Origin of the sequence: Vitiosangium sp. GDMCC 1.1324 (genome assembly GCF_003044305.1) — a bacterium.
Lineage (GTDB): Bacteria > Myxococcota > Myxococcia > Myxococcales > Myxococcaceae > Archangium.
In genome coordinates this window covers 99983-118143 of sequence record NZ_PZOX01000026.1, presented here as the reverse complement: position 1 = coordinate 118143, position 18161 = coordinate 99983, and the positions used below count along the sequence as shown (strand labels likewise).

At 67.1% G+C, this 18161-nt stretch carries 19 protein-coding genes and 1 pseudogene; 15 read left to right on the top strand and 5 right to left on the bottom strand.

All coding sequences use genetic code 11. The features are described 5' to 3' along the window. Position 1: 1 nt before the first annotated feature. A complete protein-coding gene (locus DAT35_RS48215; protein ID WP_233262144.1) occupies positions 2–931 on the bottom strand; it encodes a YeiH family protein in 930 nt (309 codons plus the stop codon). Positions 932–1130: 199 nt separating this feature from the next. Here DAT35_RS48215 and DAT35_RS48210 point away from each other — a divergent pair, with 199 nt between their 5' ends. The 7 genes from DAT35_RS48210 (at position 1131) to DAT35_RS48180 (ending at position 8086) form a co-directional block, all read left to right on the top strand. After that, a complete protein-coding gene (locus tag DAT35_RS48210) occupies positions 1131–1418 on the top strand; it encodes a hypothetical protein (protein ID WP_146210182.1) in 288 nt (95 codons plus the stop codon). 169 nt (positions 1419–1587) lie between these two features. Next, positions 1588–2091, top strand: coding sequence for an RNA polymerase sigma factor (locus tag DAT35_RS48205; RefSeq protein WP_158502181.1), 504 nt, complete (start codon positions 1588–1590; stop codon positions 2089–2091). Next, positions 2088–2843 carry a DUF4384 domain-containing protein gene (locus DAT35_RS48200; RefSeq protein WP_146210181.1) on the top strand — a complete coding sequence of 252 codons (756 nt, stop codon included), beginning with the start codon at positions 2088–2090 and terminating at the stop codon, positions 2841–2843. The genes DAT35_RS48205 and DAT35_RS48200 overlap by 4 nt, the downstream gene beginning before the upstream one ends. Further along, positions 2840–4426, top strand: a complete 1587-nt coding sequence (locus DAT35_RS48195; protein WP_108076115.1) for a caspase family protein — start codon at positions 2840–2842, stop codon at positions 4424–4426. Before DAT35_RS48200 ends, DAT35_RS48195 begins: the two co-directional genes overlap by 4 nt. 107 nt (positions 4427–4533) lie before the next feature. Further along, positions 4534–5319 carry a hypothetical protein gene (locus tag DAT35_RS48190; RefSeq protein WP_108076114.1) on the top strand — a complete coding sequence of 262 codons (786 nt, stop codon included), beginning with the start codon at positions 4534–4536 and terminating at the stop codon, positions 5317–5319. Between the two features lie 27 nt (positions 5320–5346). Beyond that, on the top strand, positions 5347–6675 hold the full coding sequence (locus tag DAT35_RS48185) for a hypothetical protein (protein WP_108076113.1): 1329 nt from the start codon (positions 5347–5349) through the stop codon (positions 6673–6675). A gap of 16 nt (positions 6676–6691) precedes the next feature. Continuing rightward, complete coding sequence (locus DAT35_RS48180; protein ID WP_108076112.1) at positions 6692–8086, top strand: hypothetical protein; 1395 nt, start codon at positions 6692–6694, stop codon at positions 8084–8086. Positions 8087–8129: 43 nt separating this feature from the next. Here the strand turns inward: DAT35_RS48180 and DAT35_RS48175 are convergent, their stop codons facing one another. Further along, a complete protein-coding gene (locus DAT35_RS48175) occupies positions 8130–9779 on the bottom strand; it encodes a mechanosensitive ion channel family protein (protein ID WP_108076111.1) in 1650 nt (549 codons plus the stop codon). Positions 9780–9987: 208 nt separating this feature from the next. Between DAT35_RS48175 and DAT35_RS48170 the strand changes: the two genes are divergently transcribed. Next, entirely contained in the window at positions 9988–10728 is a 741-nt protein-coding gene (locus tag DAT35_RS48170; RefSeq protein ID WP_146210180.1) for a S9 family peptidase, read from the top strand. Between the two features lie 100 nt (positions 10729–10828). Here the strand turns inward: DAT35_RS48170 and DAT35_RS48165 are convergent, their stop codons facing one another. Continuing rightward, positions 10829–11389 (bottom strand): hypothetical protein, encoded by a 561-nt coding sequence (locus DAT35_RS48165; RefSeq protein WP_108076109.1) that lies wholly within the window; start codon positions 11387–11389, stop codon positions 10829–10831. 546 nt (positions 11390–11935) lie between these two features. Here DAT35_RS48165 and DAT35_RS48160 point away from each other — a divergent pair. The 7 genes and pseudogenes from DAT35_RS48160 to DAT35_RS62010 form a co-directional block, all read left to right on the top strand. Beyond that, positions 11936–13312 (top strand): Tox-REase-5 domain-containing protein, encoded by a 1377-nt coding sequence (locus tag DAT35_RS48160; protein ID WP_233262143.1) that lies wholly within the window; start codon positions 11936–11938, stop codon positions 13310–13312. Between the two features lie 15 nt (positions 13313–13327). Then, positions 13328–14062, top strand: a complete 735-nt coding sequence (locus tag DAT35_RS48155; protein WP_108076107.1) for an immunity 52 family protein — start codon at positions 13328–13330, stop codon at positions 14060–14062. 43 nt (positions 14063–14105) lie between these two features. Further along, a complete protein-coding gene (locus tag DAT35_RS48150) occupies positions 14106–14381 on the top strand; it encodes a hypothetical protein (protein WP_108076106.1) in 276 nt (91 codons plus the stop codon). A 281-nt stretch (positions 14382–14662) separates the two neighbouring features. Beyond that, positions 14663–15052, top strand: a complete 390-nt coding sequence (locus tag DAT35_RS48145) for a hypothetical protein (RefSeq protein ID WP_158502180.1) — start codon at positions 14663–14665, stop codon at positions 15050–15052. Continuing rightward, positions 15049–15513, top strand: a complete 465-nt coding sequence (locus DAT35_RS48140; protein WP_146210178.1) for a hypothetical protein — start codon at positions 15049–15051, stop codon at positions 15511–15513. Before DAT35_RS48145 ends, DAT35_RS48140 begins: the two co-directional genes overlap by 4 nt. A gap of 48 nt (positions 15514–15561) precedes the next feature. Beyond that, positions 15562–15903, top strand: a complete 342-nt coding sequence (locus DAT35_RS48135) for a hypothetical protein (RefSeq protein WP_233262142.1) — start codon at positions 15562–15564, stop codon at positions 15901–15903. Positions 15904–15937: 34 nt separating this feature from the next. Beyond that, positions 15938–16186: pseudogene (locus DAT35_RS62010) on the top strand (SLC13 family permease); the annotation flags it as partial. 102 nt (positions 16187–16288) lie between these two features. Here DAT35_RS62010 and DAT35_RS58530 read toward each other — a convergent pair. Further along, on the bottom strand, positions 16289–16570 hold the full coding sequence (locus tag DAT35_RS58530) for a hypothetical protein (protein ID WP_146210177.1): 282 nt from the start codon (positions 16568–16570) through the stop codon (positions 16289–16291). Between the two features lie 150 nt (positions 16571–16720). Beyond that, positions 16721–18004, bottom strand: a complete 1284-nt coding sequence (locus DAT35_RS48125) for a serpin family protein (RefSeq protein WP_108076102.1) — start codon at positions 18002–18004, stop codon at positions 16721–16723. Positions 18005–18161: the final 157 nt, after the last annotated feature.

The following is an 18161-nucleotide window of genomic DNA, read 5'->3' as shown; positions in this document are numbered from 1 at the left end:
CTCACCCCACGAGGTGGAGGACGATGGCACCCAGGCTCAGGCCCGCCATGCACACCCACAGGGCCACGCCCTGCGCGAGCGGCCGCACACCCACCGAGCGGATGGCTCCGCGCGTGAGGTTGGCGCCGATGAGGAAGAGCGTCAGCACCAGCACCTGCCTGGAGGCGCTCGCCACGTGGTGCCCCATGGGCCGTAGCGCTGGCACCCAGGTGACGAGCGCCGCCGTGGCGATGAAGCCGAGGATGAACCAGGGGTACCGCGCCTTGCCGCGAGGCTCCGATGCCTCGCCCCGGCGGCTCCGCCACGCACCAATGCCGAGCGTGAGCGGGACGATCCACAGGGCGCGTGCGAGCTTGACCGTGGTGGCGACCTCGAGCGCCTGGGGGCCGTACTGCATGGCGGCGCCCACCACGGAGCTGGTGTCGTGGATGGCGAGGGCGCTCCACAGGCCGAACCGGCTCGGGTCGAGCCCCACGGTGTGCCCCACAGCGGGGAAGACGAAGAGGGCCACTGCGTTGAGCAGGAACACGGTGCCCAGGGCGACGGAGACCTCGTGCTCCTTGGGGCGGAGCACGGGCACCATGGCGGCGATGGCGCTGCCTCCGCAGATGGCGGTGCCCACGCTGATGAGCAGGCCGGCCTCGCGGGAGACGCCGAGCGCCCGGGAGAGCAGGGCTCCGAGCAGCAGACACACGGTGATGCTGGCCACCGTATAGCCGGCGCCCTGGATGCCCACGGCCGCGACGACGCGCAGGTCCATGCTGGCGCCGAGCCCCACCACCGCGAGCGACAGTAGGGGATGCGTGGCGCGGCGGGTCCACTCCACATAGGGGTTGCCCACGAGCAGGGCCACGAGGATACCCGCCACCAGGGCGGCGCCCGTGGACACGAAGGGCAGGAGACTGGCCGCCGCTCCGAGGGGCACCAGCACATGACCCACACCTCGGTCAGGCCGCTCGGGGGATAGGGGAGGGGGCGTGTTCGCGAGAGCATCCATGCTCCCTGGATGCACCCGAAGCCCTCGGAAAACCAGACGGGAGATGGGATGAGCCATCAGCTTTTTGGATGGCTCGGCGCGTCCCGAGGTGGTGCAGGTGCTCCGGCGCTCCTGCCCCTATACTCGGAAGCGGATGCGATACTTCAAGCGGCCCTGGGATGAGTCCCGGGGTGACGAGTACGACCACTGGGGCACATCGGTCTGGTACCTCGAGGTGGACGCGGAGGGCGGTGTCTCGCGTCAGCTCACGGTCTTCGAGAACGGCTCGGTGCTGAAGTACGACGAGGCGCGGCCCGAGGACCGCTACGGCGGCCTGGCCCATACCACGCTCGACCTCGAGGAGGATGGCTTCCTGCCCTTCGAGATCGACCGCGCGGAGTTCGAGTCCGCCTGGCAGCGTAAGCGCACCATCGTCCCGTAGAGAAGCGCCTCGGTCAGGCGCGCGCTCACGTCCACCCACACGTTCGAGTCTCGCTTCCGATTCCAGTTCCCATTTTCCGGCCTCTGGCCGGTCTCTCCTGTGGAGGAGAGCGTCTTGCACCCGAGTGCCCGAAAATCCCCGCCGTCCCACCTGCTCGGAGCCCCGCGGCATGGATGACGCATGGCTGGCCCGGCTGTACGAGCAATACGGCTACCTGGTGCACCGGCGCTGCCTCCAGTTGGTGCGCCGCCCGGAGGACGCCGAGGATGCCCTGCAGGAGACCTTCCTGCGGGTGCGGCGCTATGGCCCGCCCAGGGAGGAAGGCTCGTTGCTGGCGTGGCTCTACACCGTCGCCGCGCGCTGCTGCTTCGACCTGGTGGAGCGGCGCGGACGCGAGCCCGTGGCCGAGGAGGCCCAGCTCGCCACCCTGGAGGCGCACGGCCAGGGCTCGCCCGATGATGCCGACCGCCGCGCGTTGCTGGGCGTGGCGTTGCGGCAGCTCGATGGCAAGACGCGCACCATTGGCGTACTGCACTTCCTGGACGGCTACACCCAGGAGGAGGTCGCCGAGCAGACGGGCTATTCCCGCCGCACGGTGGGCAAGAAGCTCAAGCTGTTCGAGGAACGCATCCGCCAGCTCTGGCAGGGACACCGCACCGAGGAGAGCCGATGAGTCCGCCCCTTCCCCCTTCGCCCCGAGGCCCCGGGTGCCCGCCCGCCGCTGTGCTCGAGGCCCTGAGCGCCGGTGAGCAGATTCCCGAGTCCCCTCGCGCCCACGTGGAGGGCTGTCCCACCTGCGGTGGCCAGCTCGCGGCCCTCACCGAGGCCCGCGACGCCTTCCTGCGAGCGCGCCCTTCCGAGCGCTTCCTGCGTCAGCTCGAGCGCCGCGCCGCCACCCGGCCCGCTCCCGCCCTCTGGCGCCGTCTGGTGCCCGTGCTGGCCGTGTGCGTGCCGGTGCTCGCGCTGGTGGTGCTCATGCCGCGCGTCCTCCCGAGTGGGAGTGGCGTGAACTACAAGGGCAACGAGTTCAGGGTGGTGGCGGCCAGGGCAGGAGGTACGCCCGAGCTGCTCGGGCCGGACAGTCCAGTCCGCACCGGGGATGCGCTGCGCTTCGCGTACGAGGCGCCCGAGGCCGGCCACCTGCTGGTGTTGGAGCTGGACGGCCGCGGTATGGCGAGCGTCTTCCACCCCTTCGGAGGAGGGGCCTCGGTGCCGGTGGCGGCGCTGCATCGGGACTTCCTTCCGGGCAGCGTGGTCCTCGATGACGCGCCCGGCCCGGAGTGGCTCTTCGCCATCTTCTCTCCCCGCCCGTTGGACGCCGCGCCCCTGCTCGCCCAACTCCGGACGCAAGCGGGCCGCGCGGAACCCTCGCTCTCCTGCCCCGACTGCCGCGTGAGCGTGCTCCGCCTCCAGAAACCGAAATGATGAGACATCCGCTGCGTTCGTGGCTCCTCTTCCCGCTGGGGGTGTTGCTGCTCCTGCTCCCGGCCCGCGCTCCGGCCGAGACGGTCCGCCTGCTGGTCTCCATCGGCGCCAACGTGGGCGCGCCGGAGGACCCGGTGCTCAGCTTCGCGGACGATGACGCGGAGCGCGTCCGGCGGCTGTTCATCGAGCTGGGCGGTGTGCGCACGGATCGCGCCTACCTCCTGGTGGACCCGACGGCCACGGTGGTGCGCCAGAGGCTGGCGGAGGTGGCGGGCCGCATCGCCGAGCTCCGATCCTCCGGCAACGACGTGGTCCTCGTGGTCTACGTCTCCTCGCACGCCAGGGCTGGAGTGCTGCACCTGGCCGGGACCGGGCTGCCGCTCGCCGAGCTGCGCGACACCACCCGGCAGATCGGCGCGCGGCTGGCCGTGGTCATCGTGGACGCTTGTGAGAGCGGCACCCTCGCGCAGCGCAAGGGAGGCAGCGCCGCGCCCGCCTATGACGTGTCGCTCGAGCGGCTGCCCCTGCGCGGCCAGGTGATCATCTCCTCGAGCGGACCGGGGGAGAGCTCCGAGGAGTGGGACTCGCTCAAGGGCTCGCTCTTCACACACCACCTGCTCACCGGCCTGCGAGGAGACGCGGACGCGGAGGGGGATGGCAAGGTCTCTCTCTCCGAGGCGTATGCCTATGCCTACCGGCGCACGGTGGCGGGCTCCAGCAGCGCGGGGCAACACCCGGCCTACGCTTGGGACCTGTCGGGCACGGGCGAGCTCATCCTCACCGAGCCGGATGTCGCGCGCAGCGCGCTCGTCTTCCCGTCCGCGGCCTCGGGGCGCTTCGTGGTGGCGAGCCAGCCGCGCTCGGATGTGGTGGCCGAGGTGGACAAGCAGTCCGGGAGACCGCTGCGGCTCGCGGTGCCCCCGGGCCGCTACCTCGTGCGCAAGCGGGCGGGGGAGAGCACCGGCCTCCTGGAGGTGGAACTGCCCTATGGAGGCGAGCGCCGGGTGCAGGAGGAGAAGCTCGTCTGGCGCCGCTTCACGGAGGTGGCGTTGAAGGGCGGCTACGTGGCGCTGCGCAACTCCGCGCTGCTGGGCTTGGCGCGGTTGGAGAGCGCACCCGTGCGGGGCTCGGGCCTCCGGCTTGCGGGCGGGCTCGGTTACCGCCACACCTGGGGCTCGTGGTGGGCACTGGGGACGCTCACCGCGACGGGTGCGTCCTACCGGGGCGTGGCGCTCGACATCACCGAGCGTGCGCTCGGCCTCGGCGTCTCAGCGGGGTACCGCTGGATGGAGTGGGCGCTCGTGCCGCACCTGGGGCTCTCGGTGGAGCTCACCGGCATGAGGCAGTCCCTGCACCGCGATGCCGAGGACGAGATCCAGGACAACTTCGGTGCCGCGCCCCTCGCGCCGCGCCAGGCGCTCGGTGTGGCCGTGGGGCCCGTGGTGGGCGTGGAGATTCCCCTCTGGGGCCATTCCTTCGCGCTCGTGCAGGGGCAGCTCCTGTTGCGCTATCTGCCCTCGGAGCAGCAGCCTTCCGTGCGTCCCGGGGGACTCGTCTCCGCGGGAGCCGGCTGGCGGTTCTGAAAACAGACGCGAAAAGGACGGTTCCCATTTTCGAGGGCTCGTCCGGTTCCTCCATCCAGAGCGCCCCACTCCCGGGGCCTCGCATTGGAAAGACCCTGGAGGACATCATGAAGTCGAGCCTGCTCATCACACGGGGCCTGCGGTTCACCCTGCTCCTCGCTGCTTCCGCTTGCGGAGGCAGCACCTCCCAGGAGCCGGCTCCCGAGGAGGCGCAGCAGCCCGTTCCGGTGGAGTCCCAGAAGCCACCTCCGGAGGATCCGAACACTCCGCACGAGCCCTTGCTCACGCTGAACGTCACGCTGTTCCCGGCACCTGGCGTCACCCTCGACGGGCCCGTGCGGCTCGCGATGGGCTGGTACGCGAACCCGCTCGGCCGGGAGGACATCTATCAGATGTCCCAACCCCTGGCCATCGTCAACGACGAGGCCGTCTTCCAGGGCAGCGCATCCGCGGACTTCGAGTTCCGCGTCTACCAGCCGCCCCCGGAGGCGGCGATGTACCCCTTCGGAAAGCATGACATCACCACCAAATGCGCGATGGGAATCCTGCTCGCATACCAGGACCTGAATGGCAATGGAAAGCTCGACACCATTCCCATCGCGGGCGAGCCCATCGACAGGATTGTTGGCACCTCGATGCAGTGGTGGGTGAGCCCCGAGGCGCAGAAATACGCGGCCTACTATATGGAGGAGGCGCTGCCCGAGTGGGATATCCGCAAGGGCTTCAACCTGCTGGAGCTGTCTGAGTCCAATGGGCCCGTGCCGCTGTCCACGCCCATTCCGCTCCAGCTCTTCGCGGGCGGCCCAGAGTTCGATGCGTTTGTCTGCGAGGGGCTCTGGCTCAAGGAGAACCCGCCGCCGGCGGACCAGTGCGGCCTCACCCTCAATCGCTGAAACACGAAAGGACTTCCGGAGCACATCATGAATCCGAGAGCACACCACACGCCGGGCCTGTTGCTTGCCTTGCTGCTCGCCGTCTCCGCCTGCGGAAGCACGGTGGATGCCGACTACCAGGGCGAGCCCCTGCTGACGCTGGAGGGCCAGATGACCCTGGCCCCTGGTACGACCATCAACGGGCCGGTGCGCATCGCGCTGGTCTGGTACTCGCGATGGTTCATCGTCCCCCTCACCTTCTTGAATGCCCCCCCCGACTCCACGGCTGTCGTCGCCGAGGACTACCCTTATGAGGGGACCTTCCCCGCGAACTTCCGCTTTCACATCTACCGGCCTCCCCAGAGCGCGAGCTGGGTCTCGGATGACGGCACCGAGAACCAGTTGGCGACGGGGATCCTGATCGCGTACCAGGATGGCAACGGCAACGGGAAGCTCGACACCATCCCCCCCACGGGTAGCCCCGTCGATCGGGTACTCGGCTCGACGATGGTGTTCAACGCAGACGTGATGCACACGCTCGTGTACACGAATCGGGCGAGGACGCTCATGCCCGGGATGGAGCTGAAGCCGGGCTTCAACCTGCTGAAATGGGCAGGCTACGAATCCGAGTCCCTGCCGCTGTCCGAGCCCATCCCGCTGGAACTCTCGGCCGGTGGTCCGCTGATGGACCTGCTCGTGTGCCAGGGGCTCTGGGATGGCGTGGACTCGCAGGTGACGGGTGGTTTGTGTGGCATTCCTGGCCTGGCGGACCCGGATGCCGAAGAGCCTCCACCTGAAAAGGTGGGCCTCGAGCTCGACGTCACCGTGAAGCGCAGAGGAGACCGGGCGCAGGTGGCCGTTGAGCTCAAGGATGGCGACACCCACTTCACCGTGAAGGACGCGCAGGTGACGTTGGGCGGCCGAGCCCTGACGTACAACCCGAAGACCTGGGACTACGAGCTCCTGGATGCCGACATGGCGCCGCTGCTCGACGGGGGGACGGTGCCGTTGGACATCGTCTGGGGCGGGAACTCGTACCATCGCCCACTGACCATCCCGAGCAGCATCGGGCTTACCTCCCCCGCGCCTGGCAGCCATGTGAAGCTCGAGTCGCCCTTCGAGGTCCGTTGGACCCGGCCCACCGCCGACGACGAATCCGCCACCTTCTCCGTGAACATGGTGGAGGCCTTCGAAGCACAGGCATGGATGGTTGAAACGAACCAATTGTCATACAACGTGACCCTGTATGACAGATGGGTGTCCGCCGGTCCGGCAATCCTCGAGTTCTCGCTCTGGGCCAGCCCCATCGATGACGTCCCGGACATGCGGATACGGATCAAAACGGTGCTCGAGGTGCCCATCACCGTCGATCCTTGAGCTACCCTCTCCGCTCATGAGCACGCTCCAGCTTCCCACCCAGGCCGTGGTCGCCGCGTGGAACCCCCGGGATGGTGTCGGTACCCTCCGGACCGCCGAGGGCATCGAGGTTCGCTTTGGAGCCTCGGCATGTACCGACTTCGACCCCGAGCAGGGCATGAGCGTGTGGCTCGTGGAGACGCAGCCGGATCCGCTCGGCCGGGGCGAGCGCGCCAAGGTGGTGAACCGCTCCGGACAGAAGGAGAAGGACCGGCTCAGCCAGATCTGGGAGGAGGCGGCTGCGTCAGATGCGCGCTTGCAGTTGGAGGTGGAGGTGCTCGAGCGGCTGGGCCTCCCCGAGCAGCCGGAGCCGGAGGACTATGAGGCCCTCACCTCCGAGGAGCGCGTGCGGCTGGCCGAGGAGGTGATGGCGTTGCGGCGGAGCTCCCATCTCTTCGAGGAGGCGTTTTCGATCCTCGTGGAGATGGACCCCACGCTCTTCCACCCATACCTCGGGGAACTGTCACGCGAGCGCGAGCCCGAATCCCTGGCCTGGTGGGACGCTCCGTTGGAGTACGTGCTCCCGCTGGCGGCCGAGCTGAGACCGGGCTGGCACTCGCAGCGGAAGCGGCTTCCGGTGGGCACGGTGATGTCTCATCAGGACGCGCTCCGGGAGGAGCGTGCTCCGGGTGACCCGATGGCCGCGGCCGCCCTGGCGCTCGCGCGCTCGGGACGCGCGGAGGCGCTGCGGATGCTCGAGTCGTGGCTGGCGACGCTCGAGACGCCGGAGCTGCAGGAGGCGCTGGTGCTCCTGGCCCACGCAGGTGTGGTGCGGCGTTCCACCGGCAAGGTGGTGCGCTCCTTCTCGTCCACGTGCCTGGAGGTGCTTCCGGCGAATGCCAGTCCGGATGGGGTGGCGGAGCCTCCCGTGGCCCACGGGACGCTGTGGAACCCCATCGCCGGAGCGTCCTGCCCCAAGTGTGGCAACGAGCTGGTGGATGCGCTTCTGCTCGACGGTGAGGCTCCACGGGGAGTGCCCTGGCCCGCGCGCCTGCCCACCTGCTTCATCTGCATCGTGGGAGGCGGGCGCGTCCACGTCGAGGTCTCGGGGATTGGAACGGTGCGGGGGCTGGGCACGGACGGCGGCTACCCGGTCAATCGGCGCGTGGTGCCTCCCGCGCTGCAGCGGGTGGGATTGGGGCCGGGGCGCACCTGGCGGACGATCTTCATGAGCAAACGGGTACGGCACCACCGGCTGGGCGGAGCTCCCACGTGGGTTCAGGGTCCGGAGATTCACGCGTGCCCGCGCTGCGGCGAGCCCATGTCCGCCACCGCTCAGGTGCGGGACACGGACTCGCGCTTCTCCGACACGGGCATGCTGTACGGCGTCGCATGCGAGCCGTGCGGCATCGTGAGTTCGTTCTCCCAGTGAGTTCCCCGGCGCAAGGCATGAACCGCTCCTCGCCGAGGAGCGCTCACGCCGCTTCCTTCTCCCCGGCTGGCTCGGGTGCCGGATCTCCCGAGATCTCGACGGCCTTGGGGTAGGGAATCTCCAGCTGGTGGGCGTTGAAGCTCTCCACCAACATCAGATGCAGTGCCCGCTTCACCTCGTAGTGGCACCCGGGCGCCACCTTCGTCTCGATGCGAACCCGGAGGCAGCTGTCGTCAATGGTCTCGATGCCCATGACCTTGGGCGTCTCGATGGCCTTGCCCGGGAGCAGCTCGGGCAGCCGCGCACCGGCCTCTTCGATGACCCGGAGCGCCTTCCTCAAGTCCGATTCATACGCCACGCTCATCTCCACCACGGCCATCGTCCACCCCCGGCTGTAGTTGATGACGTTCTTGATCTCTCCATTGCGCATGATGTGCAGACGCCCGAAGCGATCCCGGATGCGCGTCACCCGGGGAGTAATCTCCTCCACCAGGCCCTCGGTGTCGCCGATGCGGACGTAGTCCCCATTGAGGATCTGATCCTCGAACAGGAGGAAGATGCCGTTGAGCAGGTCCTGCACGATGGTCTGGGCCCCCAGGCCGACCGTGAGGCCCACGATGCCTGCACCCGCCAGGATGGGCGTTGGATCCACGCCGAAATCGCTGAGGACCATCATGCAGACACAGAAGTAGATGATGTACTTGATGATGCTCTGCAGCAGGCTGACGAACGTCTGGCGCCGGCGCTGCACATCATCGGTAGCGGAGGTGCTGGAGGACAGCAGCCGGGCCACCATGACGCGGCCGAGCTCGACCAGCACGCTGGCGGCGAAGAACATCGAGACGACGCGGATGAGGATGGGCCCATAGGGCGCGATGGGCTCCAGCGTCTGGAACTTGCGGACGATCAGCGTCGCCACGGAGATATAGGTGATGGCCTCGAGGCTCTTCTGGCCCACCGGCAGCAGCCTGCGCAGGGCCGCGTAGTACTCCTCGAGCCGCGTGCCCTTGCTCTTGTCCTCCCACGAGGCCACCACCCGCTCGGACAGGAAATAGAGCAGGTACACGAGTGTCCGCCCGCCGGTGACAAGCAGCAGGATGTAGAGGGTGGTGGTGATGAGCCACTCGACGGCGGCCGGGAGGTCCAGGGCGGAGATGGCCAGACGCACCACGGCGTTGGCCACCGCGAAGTTGATGGCGGAGGGCAGATACACCAGGAGCTTCTCCACGTGGACGCGCTGGGCCTCGTGGAGCTGGCGCTCGCGCACCATCTGCTCGATGCGGACCACCAGACGCCGGCCGCTGCGCTGCAGCGCGTAGAATCCGATGACCATCAACACCACGAGGCCCACGCCGCGCCCCAGGGCCTTGAGGATGTCGGGGGTGAGCTCCTGCAGGGCCCGGTCGAACCAGGGCTGGAGATCGGTTCCCCTCCAGAGCGCGTAGCCGAGCAGTCCGATGCCGGCGAGGACGACGGGGATGGAGAGCAGGGCGGCCAGCAGCCGTCCCCGCTTGTAGAGGCTCTCGCCCAGGGAGGCCAGTGACTGGATACCACTCGCCCGGATGCCCTGGTGGAGCAGGAAGCTGGAGGTGACGAGCACGAACCAGATGGCGAGCAGGGAGAGCAGTACTGAGGAACCGACGAGCAGTGCGTTGTTGAGCTCGAGGGTTTCCACGAAGCGGGGGATGACCATGTCCTGAGAACCTGACCCGGAGTGGGCGGGGGAAGAGGGCGCGGTGTCACGCGCGGATGGCCGCACTGTAGCCGTCCTCCGCCGTACTTTCACTCGGGAGGACGGGGAGTGTGCCTGGGCGTGCGGGCGGTTGCGGCTCGCGCCTTCACACCACGCCAGCCGAGGGAGCGGTCGCGCGGGAGCCTGGCTGGGTGATACTGCGGGCAGCATGAGCCTCCACTCATCGAGAATGTCGCTCGCGGGAGCGCCCGCGCTGGCCGTCCACCAAGGCTCGCGAGAGGAGGCGCTGCGCCGTGGCGTGGTGCTCTTCTTCCATGGGCTCGGCGGGTTCAAGGAGGTGAACGAGCGCGAGCTGGGCGTCTTCGCGGAGCGGGGACTCTTCGCGGTGGGCATCGACGTGGTGGGGCAGGGCGAACGGCGCTACCCGGACTTCGACGCGCGCTTCGCCCACGGCAACCCGCGCATGGAAGAGGAGTTCCTCCAGGTGGTCCAGGCGACCGCGAACGAGGTGCCCGCGGTGCTCGATGCGCTCGTGTCGCTCGGAGCCCACCCGGAGCGGCTGGGGATTGCGGGTGTCTCCCAGGGCGGGTTCATCACCTACCGGGCGCTCCTGCTGGACCGGAGGTTGCGAGCGGCGGTGGCGCTGCTCGGCTCACCGGAGTGGGCGCTCGCGCTGCCGGAGAGTCCCCACCTTCATGCGGAGCGCTTCTTCCCCGTGGCGCTCTTCAGTCAGACGGCGGGCCAGGATGACGTGGTGCACCCCGGCCCGGCGCGGAGCTTTCACGAGCGCCTGGCCCCCTTGTATGCCCAGGCGCCCGAGCGGCTGCGCTACCGCGAATTCCCCTTGTCCGGGCACATGATGCGGCCCGAGGACTGGGAGGAGGCCATCCGGGATGCCGCCGACTGGTTGGTCCGCTTCCTGGCCATGCCCCGGGCCCCTCCCGGGTAGGTGCGAGTTCCAGAAGGAGATGCCCATGAGCCAGTGGCCGCCAGCTCCAGCAGCATTGCTCCGGCATGGAGGACTCAGCCTTGCGGCTGGCGAAATCGACTCATTCCTCGCTTCCTTCCTCGGCGTAGGAATCCGAGTCCTTGCACGACAGCTGGATGAATTTGCCCGCTTCATTCTGCGAGTCCCATGCACCAGGAACGTAGATCACGTCCTTCCCGACACGCACCTTGCAGTTGTTCTCGCGAGCGAAGCGATCGAGAGCGGCATCGTCGCCCGGGGTATTCGGTAGTAGCACCGCAAACCCGTTGGTGACGCAGCAGCCGATCCACTCCTCGATGTACTCATATTCAACGGCAAGCACCTTCCGGCCGAATAGTTCGATATCACTGAGCGGCGTATAGAAGCTCGAGTAGTCCTCCCGCACGAAAGGCTTGCCGATCACCTTCGCGGCGACCAGTGCATGTGCGATCGCTTTCTGCTCGTCCGGAGTGGTCTTGCGGCTCGACGCCAGGCCCTGGAGTAAATGCTTCGCGAGATCTGCGTCAGGCTTTTTCTTGTGGATGAAGGTACCGGTCGGAGCCCGAGCGGGTGCGTCTGCAGTCTGTTGCCTGTTGCAGCCAGCGAGGAGGATGCTGGTGAGCGCCAGAGCAGTGATCCGCATGGTGTGTCCCCAGAAGACGCAGCGACCACCTCATGGCGGCCCCTTCGCCATCATGCCTCGCGCTTGAGCCCTCAACCACTGGTTCGATGCGGAAATGGTGTCAAAGAACTCGACAGAAGGGCAGCGAACGCGACTCGGCGTGGACAGGTGAACGTACCGCCCTCCTTGAGTCCGCCGGCTCCGTGTAGAAGAGAAGGCGCGAGGAGGAACACATGACGGATACCCGCGGAAGGGGTCAACGGATTCGACTTGGGCCCCCCGGTTGTGGCTGGGAGCGCGGAGAGGGGCGCGTGGATCATGTCCGCTGAGACAGTGCGGAAGTGGGTGGCCCTACTGCTGTATTCCTCCGTGTTGGCAACCGGCTGCGCCCCGGTGACTCCACCGCCTGGACGTGGGATTCCCCTGGATTACAGCCCTCGTGCTGCATCCAGGCCCGCGTTGGCCGACGATGTTCGCGGCGACTCCCAGCGCGCGCCCATGGGTCCGGGTGCATCGGTGCGGATGCTCCGCCGCCAGGGGGCGATCGTACCAGGCTCGCAGGTAGCCATGATGAGTCCGGCCGAAATTGCCGCGCGCGCGGTGGTCAGCGGCGCCGAGCGGGTGGACGCCTTCGAATGTCTGCTGCTGCTCGCGGGCCTGGACAATGTCAACGACGAGCCCCCGCGAGGCGCTCCCCTCACGCCCCAGGAGGCGGCCCGGGTGCTGGCCGTGCTGCTGCACAAGCCCGTGACGCTGGCCTCGTTCCCGCCGCGCATGGCCATCGGACACCTGCTGCGCGAGGTGCTGGAGGGAGGGGAAGTCTCCCGCGAGGAACTGCTGCGCCGGGTGGAGCGCTTCAGGAGCGTGGCCGTGCTGAGGCCGGACGGCTATCTCGCCTGGACACTCAACGGGCGCACGCAGCAGAAGGTGGGCCCGGTGGAGTGGAAGGACGAAGCCTTCCGCGCCGGCCCCTTCGAGCTGGGCCGCTTCTACTCCAGCAACGGGTGGGTCTTCCGAAATGCGGATGCGCAACTGCGCCCCATCATGGAAGGGCCCGGGCTGGCCGAGGTGTACGACGACGCCGACACCATCAGCCGCACACTGGATGGGGCGGAGGAGGCCTTCGTCGAGCTGTACCACGCCATGGGCCAGTTGCTGACGCGTCCGTCGGACAGCATCGCGGCGCTGAAACACCTGCCGACGGGAGTGGCGGCCCTCATTGCCTCCTCTCCCGAGTACCTCGAGCGCTTCCGGTACATGACACGGGGCGAGCAGGTGAAGGCGCTCTCCAAACTGACGACCCACCTCATCGTCACCTTCGGTACCGCTGGGGGCGCCACCAGCACGTTGACGCGGGCGCTGGCGGGCGCGGAGGCCACCGTGCCGGTGTTGTCCCTCTCGGTCGAGGGCGCGCTGGTGGTGGAGCGCGTCGTGGTGCCGGTGGGGAAGGTGGCCACGGTGCTGAGTGGCGGGCCGGGAGCGGCCATCATCCTCCAGCGGGTCAACGCGGCAGGGCAAACGCCCTCACCCGCCCCGGGGCCGGGTCAGTGGGGGCCAGCCAACGAGTCCATGTCCGCCCGGGCCCGTGCCTACCAGGAGCAGATTACGGGCTGCTCGGCGGACGATGCCTACTGGGTGGGAGGCATGAGCACGAAGGCTGGAGGCGTGAAGTTCGACGGCTTCAAGAACGGCGTGCTCCTGGAGGCCAAGGGGCCCGGTTACGCCAACAAGTTCCTCGACAATCTGGACCCCAAGACCTGGTTCAAGAACTCTGGAGCAAGGGACCTCGTCAACCAGGCTGAGCGCCAGCTCAAGGCCGCCCGGGGGACGGGTGTCCCCATCCGGTGGCACATCGCGGAGGAGAAGACCGCCGAGGCCATCCGACTCTTGTTCAAGAACGAGGGAGTGGTCGGGATCGAAGTGGTCTATACCCCGCCGTTGTAGGGGAAAGCGTTGCCCATGTCCGAGACGTTCCAGAGGATTGAGTCGTACTATGCAGGTGCCTATTGGGGGCCGCGGAAGGAGTCGCCGGAGGAGTGCGCCCGGCGGGCGGAAGTCTTCCTGGCCGCCATGGCGAATGTCGACCCATCCTTCTCCCGCTGGTTTCAACAGGGCAGGTCGCGCAAGGACGCACTGAAGCGCCCCATCGAGCCCACCCGCATGGCGCTGGAGAAGCTCATCCGTCGGGGCAGAGATCGGCAGTTCGAGGACCTGGGTTACTCTGTCTGGGCGTGGAATGGCGTGTGTGTCGACTACGAAGACAGCGGCTTCAACTTCAAATGCGGCGCCTATTCGGACGTGGTGTGCAACGTCTGTGTTTGCAACCTGCCAACCCGAGGGCCGAACGCGGAGCGGGTGCTGACCGTGCCCGTTCTCACGGGGCTCATGCGGAGCATGGCTCTTGCCTGGGAGCCGGACTCCGCCATCGCTACTTCGACGATGCACCGCGACAAGGTAACCCCCACGGGCAGCGCAGGGACGTTCGTGGGCTGGATCATGTATTTCTCGCGTAGCCGGGGCACGGTGCCTCCTCTCCCAACGCCCGTGCATATCGAGCCGGTGGAGGACAAGGGCACGCTCGTCGTCCTCACGCCCGAACTCCTCACGGTGGCCAACCCCGAACACGTCGAGCTCGCACAGCGCGTTCACAAGCTACTGGACGGTGCTGGCCTCCTGAAACCTATAACGTCCTGAGACGGTATCGCCCGGAGATGGCTCGCCTGAGTGGGCGCTCCCGTTGCCCGAGAGTTCCCACCTTCATCCGGAGCGCTTCTTCCCCGTGGCGCTCTTCAGCCAGACGGCGGGCCAGGATGACGTGGTGCACCCCGGCCTGGCGCGGAGCTTCCACGAGCGCCTGGCCCCTCTGTACGCCCAGGCACCCGAGCGGCTGCGCTACCGTGAATTTCCCCTGTCCGGGCACATGATGCGGCCCGAGGACTGGAAGGAGGCCATCCGGGACGCCGCCGACTGGCTGGTCCGCTTCCTGGCCATGCCCCGGGCCCCTCACGGGTAGGAGCGTGTTCCAGAAGGTGAAGCGCCATGAGCCCGCGGAAGGCCTCGAAGGAGTCGAGCGTACTTCTTGAGCATCTGCTCGTAGATCGAACGGCGGGCCTGGATGCGGTGGTGCACCCCTGCCCGGCGCGAAGTTCTCACGAATGTCAGGAACCCCACTGTGCCCGGGCGCCCGAGCGGTTGTGCTATCGCGAGTTCCCCCAGTCCGGGCACATGATGCGGCCCGAGGACTGGGAGGAGTCCTTCCGAGCCTCCTCCGGCTGTAGGAGCGCGTTTCAGAAGGTGAAGCTCCATGAACCAACGGGCCGCGCCAAGCACGACGGGGCAGTGGGGGGACGCATCGCCGGTCCGGTGGTGGCTGCGCTCATCTACCTCGTTCCCTCCGGGTTGCATGAGGTTCCCGACATGGGTCACCGTCCCGCCGTGGCCGCCTGGATGGCGCTCTGGTGGTTCACCGAGGCCGTTCCCATGACATGGACGGCCATGCTGCCGGTGGTGCTCATCCCGGCTCTGGGCGTGTTCGGCACTGGCAGCGTGTTGGCCGCGGTGGGCCGCTCCGCGCAGCCCTTCGTGGACCCGTACACCTTCCTCACACCGGGCTGCCCGCATGAGGGTCCGTTGAGCAGGAGCAGGCAGGTGAAACGGAAGCGTATGCGGCGGACAAAGAGATGAGATTGATTGTTTTGATGACCGCCATGGCGGTACTCAGCATCGGATGTGCCCACGGGCAACGGCCAGAAAACCGAATCTACGTCATCTCCGATGATGCGCATGGGGTCGGCACCGCACTCGGAACTGGCGGCGCTGGCTTCCGCGACTGCGATGCGGAGCATGTCAAGTGCTTCGATGAGTGTTGGAACGCCCGTACTCTGCCATGGCCTCACACGAAACGAGACGAATGGTATAACGAGTATTGCACCAGGGAATGCCGCAAGCAGTATATGGAATGCGAAAAGGAGAATGAGAAGAAGGCGAAGGAACTGAAGTTCTCGCGCGTTGATGACGCGGTTGGATGGATCAGGGAGCACAAAGCCGAAGTGGCGCTTGGTACGGTCGTCATCATCGCTGGCGCTGCCTTCGTCATTACGACTGGCGGCTCTGGTGCGCTGATTCTGGCTCCGCTTGCCCTCTAGCCTGGTGCACCAATGACCTATCATTCAAACTTCGATGTTGACACCGTCATGAAGACGCTCGGAACTGTGGGCGTGAAGTACCCGGAGGGCACGCCGGAAGACGAGGCGCTCCGAATTGCCGCGGTAGCGTTGCTTTACCTCCGCGACATCCAGAAACTGGATGAATACCGCGATTATTTTCGGAGGTTCTTCACCTATAAGCCGGTGACCATTGCTCAAACGTTCGCGACGAGGGAGGAAGCGGACAAGTGGCTTGCCAGTGGAAATGCCAAGGATGGCGATCTCGTTAAAATCGCTGACCAGGGTTTTGTCGTGTACGATATGCCGAAGGGATTGAAGTTCGTCCCGAGGCCCCTGCCGGAAGAACTGGAACCTCCAGATTCGAAGTAGGCCCCGCCTACGGGAAGGTCCCCCTGGGTCAGGAATGCTGGTGGCCACCATCGCCGTGTCGCTCTGGATTTCCAACACCGCCACCGCGGTGTTGATGGTGCCCATTGGCATGGGGCTGCTGGCCCAGCTCCAGGCCGCCGAGGGCCGGAAGCTGGAGCACTTCGGTGGGGCGCTGATGCTTGCGGTGGCCTACGGCTCCAGCATCGGAGGTATCGGCACCAAGATTGGCAGTCCCACCAACTCCGTGTTCGCCGGAGTGGTGTCGCGGCGGCTGGGGCGCGATGTGGGCTTCCTGGAGTACAGGCCGCCGCGGTGCTCACCCTGTACGGCCATGTCTGGGTCCGGTGGGTGCTTCCTTGCGCCGCTCCCGCCCTCTCCTCGAGGTCTAGGCGATTCGTTTCTTCACCCAGGGGCGGCTCACGAGCGATGCCACGCCCCACCACACCGCTGCCCAGATGGCCGCCACTGCGATCCATCCGAGCAGCGATGGAGCTGCCCATCCACCCGATTTCCCTCTTGCGAAAACGGGGAGGCCCAGTGCTCGCAAAACCATGAGCGGCGCGTAGATCGAGCCGCCCACCGCGGGAGCAATTGCGTCTGGAATAAAGACAGTCGCGAGCAATTGCAGCGTCAGCAGCGAAACCCACAGCACCAGGCGCAGTCGCATCGTTTCACAGCCTCGAATATCAAGCGCTACGAGTGAACGGGGTGCTGATAAGAGCAAGAGGGGACGGGGCGAATGAGTGATGCGCGGCAAGGGTGTCAACCCGTCCGCGATGCTTCACGTCCGCAGTGGCTGCCCTGGTGGGGGTGACGCTCATGAGGGCTTCACGATACGCCCGAGGAAGAGCACGGTCTTCGTCTCCACATCCTCAATGAGGAAGAGGAAGGGGCGATCCACGAGGAGGGGCTCTGGAGCAGCGGATTCGACTCCGATGACGACCCCGGTGGCCGCCGCCGCCTCGGTGCCTGCCTCATCCACGGCCACGAAGGCCTTGTGCTGGGCGCCAGTGATGAACAGGCGCGTCTGCCGCGAGATGCCCGACAGGTCGGCGTTTACCTGGTTGAATGCGTCCACCATGCCGAGCTGCTGGAGGGGCTCGACCAGGGAGAACTCCGTCTCCGCGCGGAACCTGGGCAGGCCGAGCATGAAGTTCCGGTTCACCAGCGCACCCCGAACGCCATCCAGGAACCCCGCGGACAGCTGCGCCTCGATCTCGGCGAAGTGGCCGCTGTCGGGGACGATGAACACCATGCGGAAGGCTTCTCCCGAATAGGGGAGCGCGAAGGCCTCGAAGCCCTGCCTCCGCATGTACGGGACCGTGGCCTCGCGCTGCATCATCATCACCTGCTGCGTGCCGCCCTGCAGCAGTTGGAAGGGAGCCATCCGGGTCATTGAGGCCTCGAAGGGCTCGGCCCATGCTCCCTTGAAGTAGAGCGCGTTGGTGAGCACCAGGCGCGTGTCGCTCGTCACCGAACCCTCGGGGAGCAGGTTCTGGATGCGGTCGTTGGTCGTGCCGGCGATCCACGCGTTGATGCGCTGGCGGATGGAGTCCGCCTCGTTCTCGAAGTCCACCACCCGCACGCCCGCGCCGTACTGCTGGGCGAGCACGTCGAGATAGTCCGCCTCGAAGGCCTGGCCCTGCTGGCCCCAGGTGGCGTTCACCACGCGTAGCTCGGGTGGGGTTTCTTTCGCCCCCTGCGTGCGCGCGGCCCGGCCGTGGAGCGCCAGATCGATGGCATTCATCGCCGGGTGGAGTTGCTCCGGCGCCAGGTTGAAGCGCAGCGCCTGCCGCATCTGCTCGGCGGTGTTGCCCCGGGCTCCCGCGTACACCATGGCGAAGGACTGGGTGATGCTGAGCGGTGAGAAGAAGAGGTTCTGACCCGGGCTCGCGAGCTGGTGGTACAGCGCCACGCCAAGCTCGGTATTGCCGGTGGCGGCCGATGTCAGCTCTTCGACGGGGACTTCAGGCGTGGCCCGCTGGAGATTCGAGGCGATGAGTTTCCCCGGAGCCTCCGGGGGAGGGGTCTCCTGGGCGCAACCCGAGAGCACCACCAGGACAGCGACCACGGGAGAAAGCCAGTACCGACGAGTTTCCATGAACACGCTCCTTGCGCAGGTGTCCGCGGACGTCAGCAAATCGCGTGCGCAAGGACAGACTGAGTGACTTCGGGCACTTGGGCGGCGCCAGGTCCCGGAGGCCCTCTCGATTTTTCGAGCCCCTTGGGAGATCTGTGGTGTCGGCTGGCCCGGTGTA

Excerpts from the sequence above, each read along its gene's own strand:
- DAT35_RS48210 (WP_146210182.1), top strand. The coding sequence starts at position 1,131 with ATGCGATACTTCAAGCGGCCCTGGGATGAGTCCCGGGGTGACGAGTAC.
- DAT35_RS48205 (WP_158502181.1), top strand. The coding sequence starts at position 1,588 with ATGGATGACGCATGGCTGGCCCGGCTGTACGAGCAATACGGCTACCTG.
- DAT35_RS48200 (WP_146210181.1), top strand. The coding sequence starts at position 2,088 with ATGAGTCCGCCCCTTCCCCCTTCGCCCCGAGGCCCCGGGTGCCCGCCC.
- DAT35_RS48195 (WP_108076115.1), top strand. The coding sequence starts at position 2,840 with ATGATGAGACATCCGCTGCGTTCGTGGCTCCTCTTCCCGCTGGGGGTG.
- DAT35_RS48190 (WP_108076114.1), top strand. The coding sequence starts at position 4,534 with ATGAAGTCGAGCCTGCTCATCACACGGGGCCTGCGGTTCACCCTGCTC.
- DAT35_RS48185 (WP_108076113.1), top strand. The coding sequence starts at position 5,347 with ATGAATCCGAGAGCACACCACACGCCGGGCCTGTTGCTTGCCTTGCTG.
- DAT35_RS48180 (WP_108076112.1), top strand. The coding sequence starts at position 6,692 with ATGAGCACGCTCCAGCTTCCCACCCAGGCCGTGGTCGCCGCGTGGAAC.
- DAT35_RS48175 (WP_108076111.1), bottom strand. The coding sequence starts at position 9,779 with ATGGTCATCCCCCGCTTCGTGGAAACCCTCGAGCTCAACAACGCACTG.
- DAT35_RS48170 (WP_146210180.1), top strand. The coding sequence starts at position 9,988 with ATGAGCCTCCACTCATCGAGAATGTCGCTCGCGGGAGCGCCCGCGCTG.
- DAT35_RS48165 (WP_108076109.1), bottom strand. The coding sequence starts at position 11,389 with ATGCGGATCACTGCTCTGGCGCTCACCAGCATCCTCCTCGCTGGCTGC.
- DAT35_RS48160 (WP_233262143.1), top strand. The coding sequence starts at position 11,936 with ATGATGAGTCCGGCCGAAATTGCCGCGCGCGCGGTGGTCAGCGGCGCC.
- DAT35_RS48155 (WP_108076107.1), top strand. The coding sequence starts at position 13,328 with ATGTCCGAGACGTTCCAGAGGATTGAGTCGTACTATGCAGGTGCCTAT.
- DAT35_RS48140 (WP_146210178.1), top strand. The coding sequence starts at position 15,049 with ATGAGATTGATTGTTTTGATGACCGCCATGGCGGTACTCAGCATCGGA.
- DAT35_RS48135 (WP_233262142.1), top strand. The coding sequence starts at position 15,562 with ATGAAGACGCTCGGAACTGTGGGCGTGAAGTACCCGGAGGGCACGCCG.
- DAT35_RS58530 (WP_146210177.1), bottom strand. The coding sequence starts at position 16,570 with ATGCGACTGCGCCTGGTGCTGTGGGTTTCGCTGCTGACGCTGCAATTG.
- DAT35_RS48125 (WP_108076102.1), bottom strand. The coding sequence starts at position 18,004 with ATGGAAACTCGTCGGTACTGGCTTTCTCCCGTGGTCGCTGTCCTGGTG.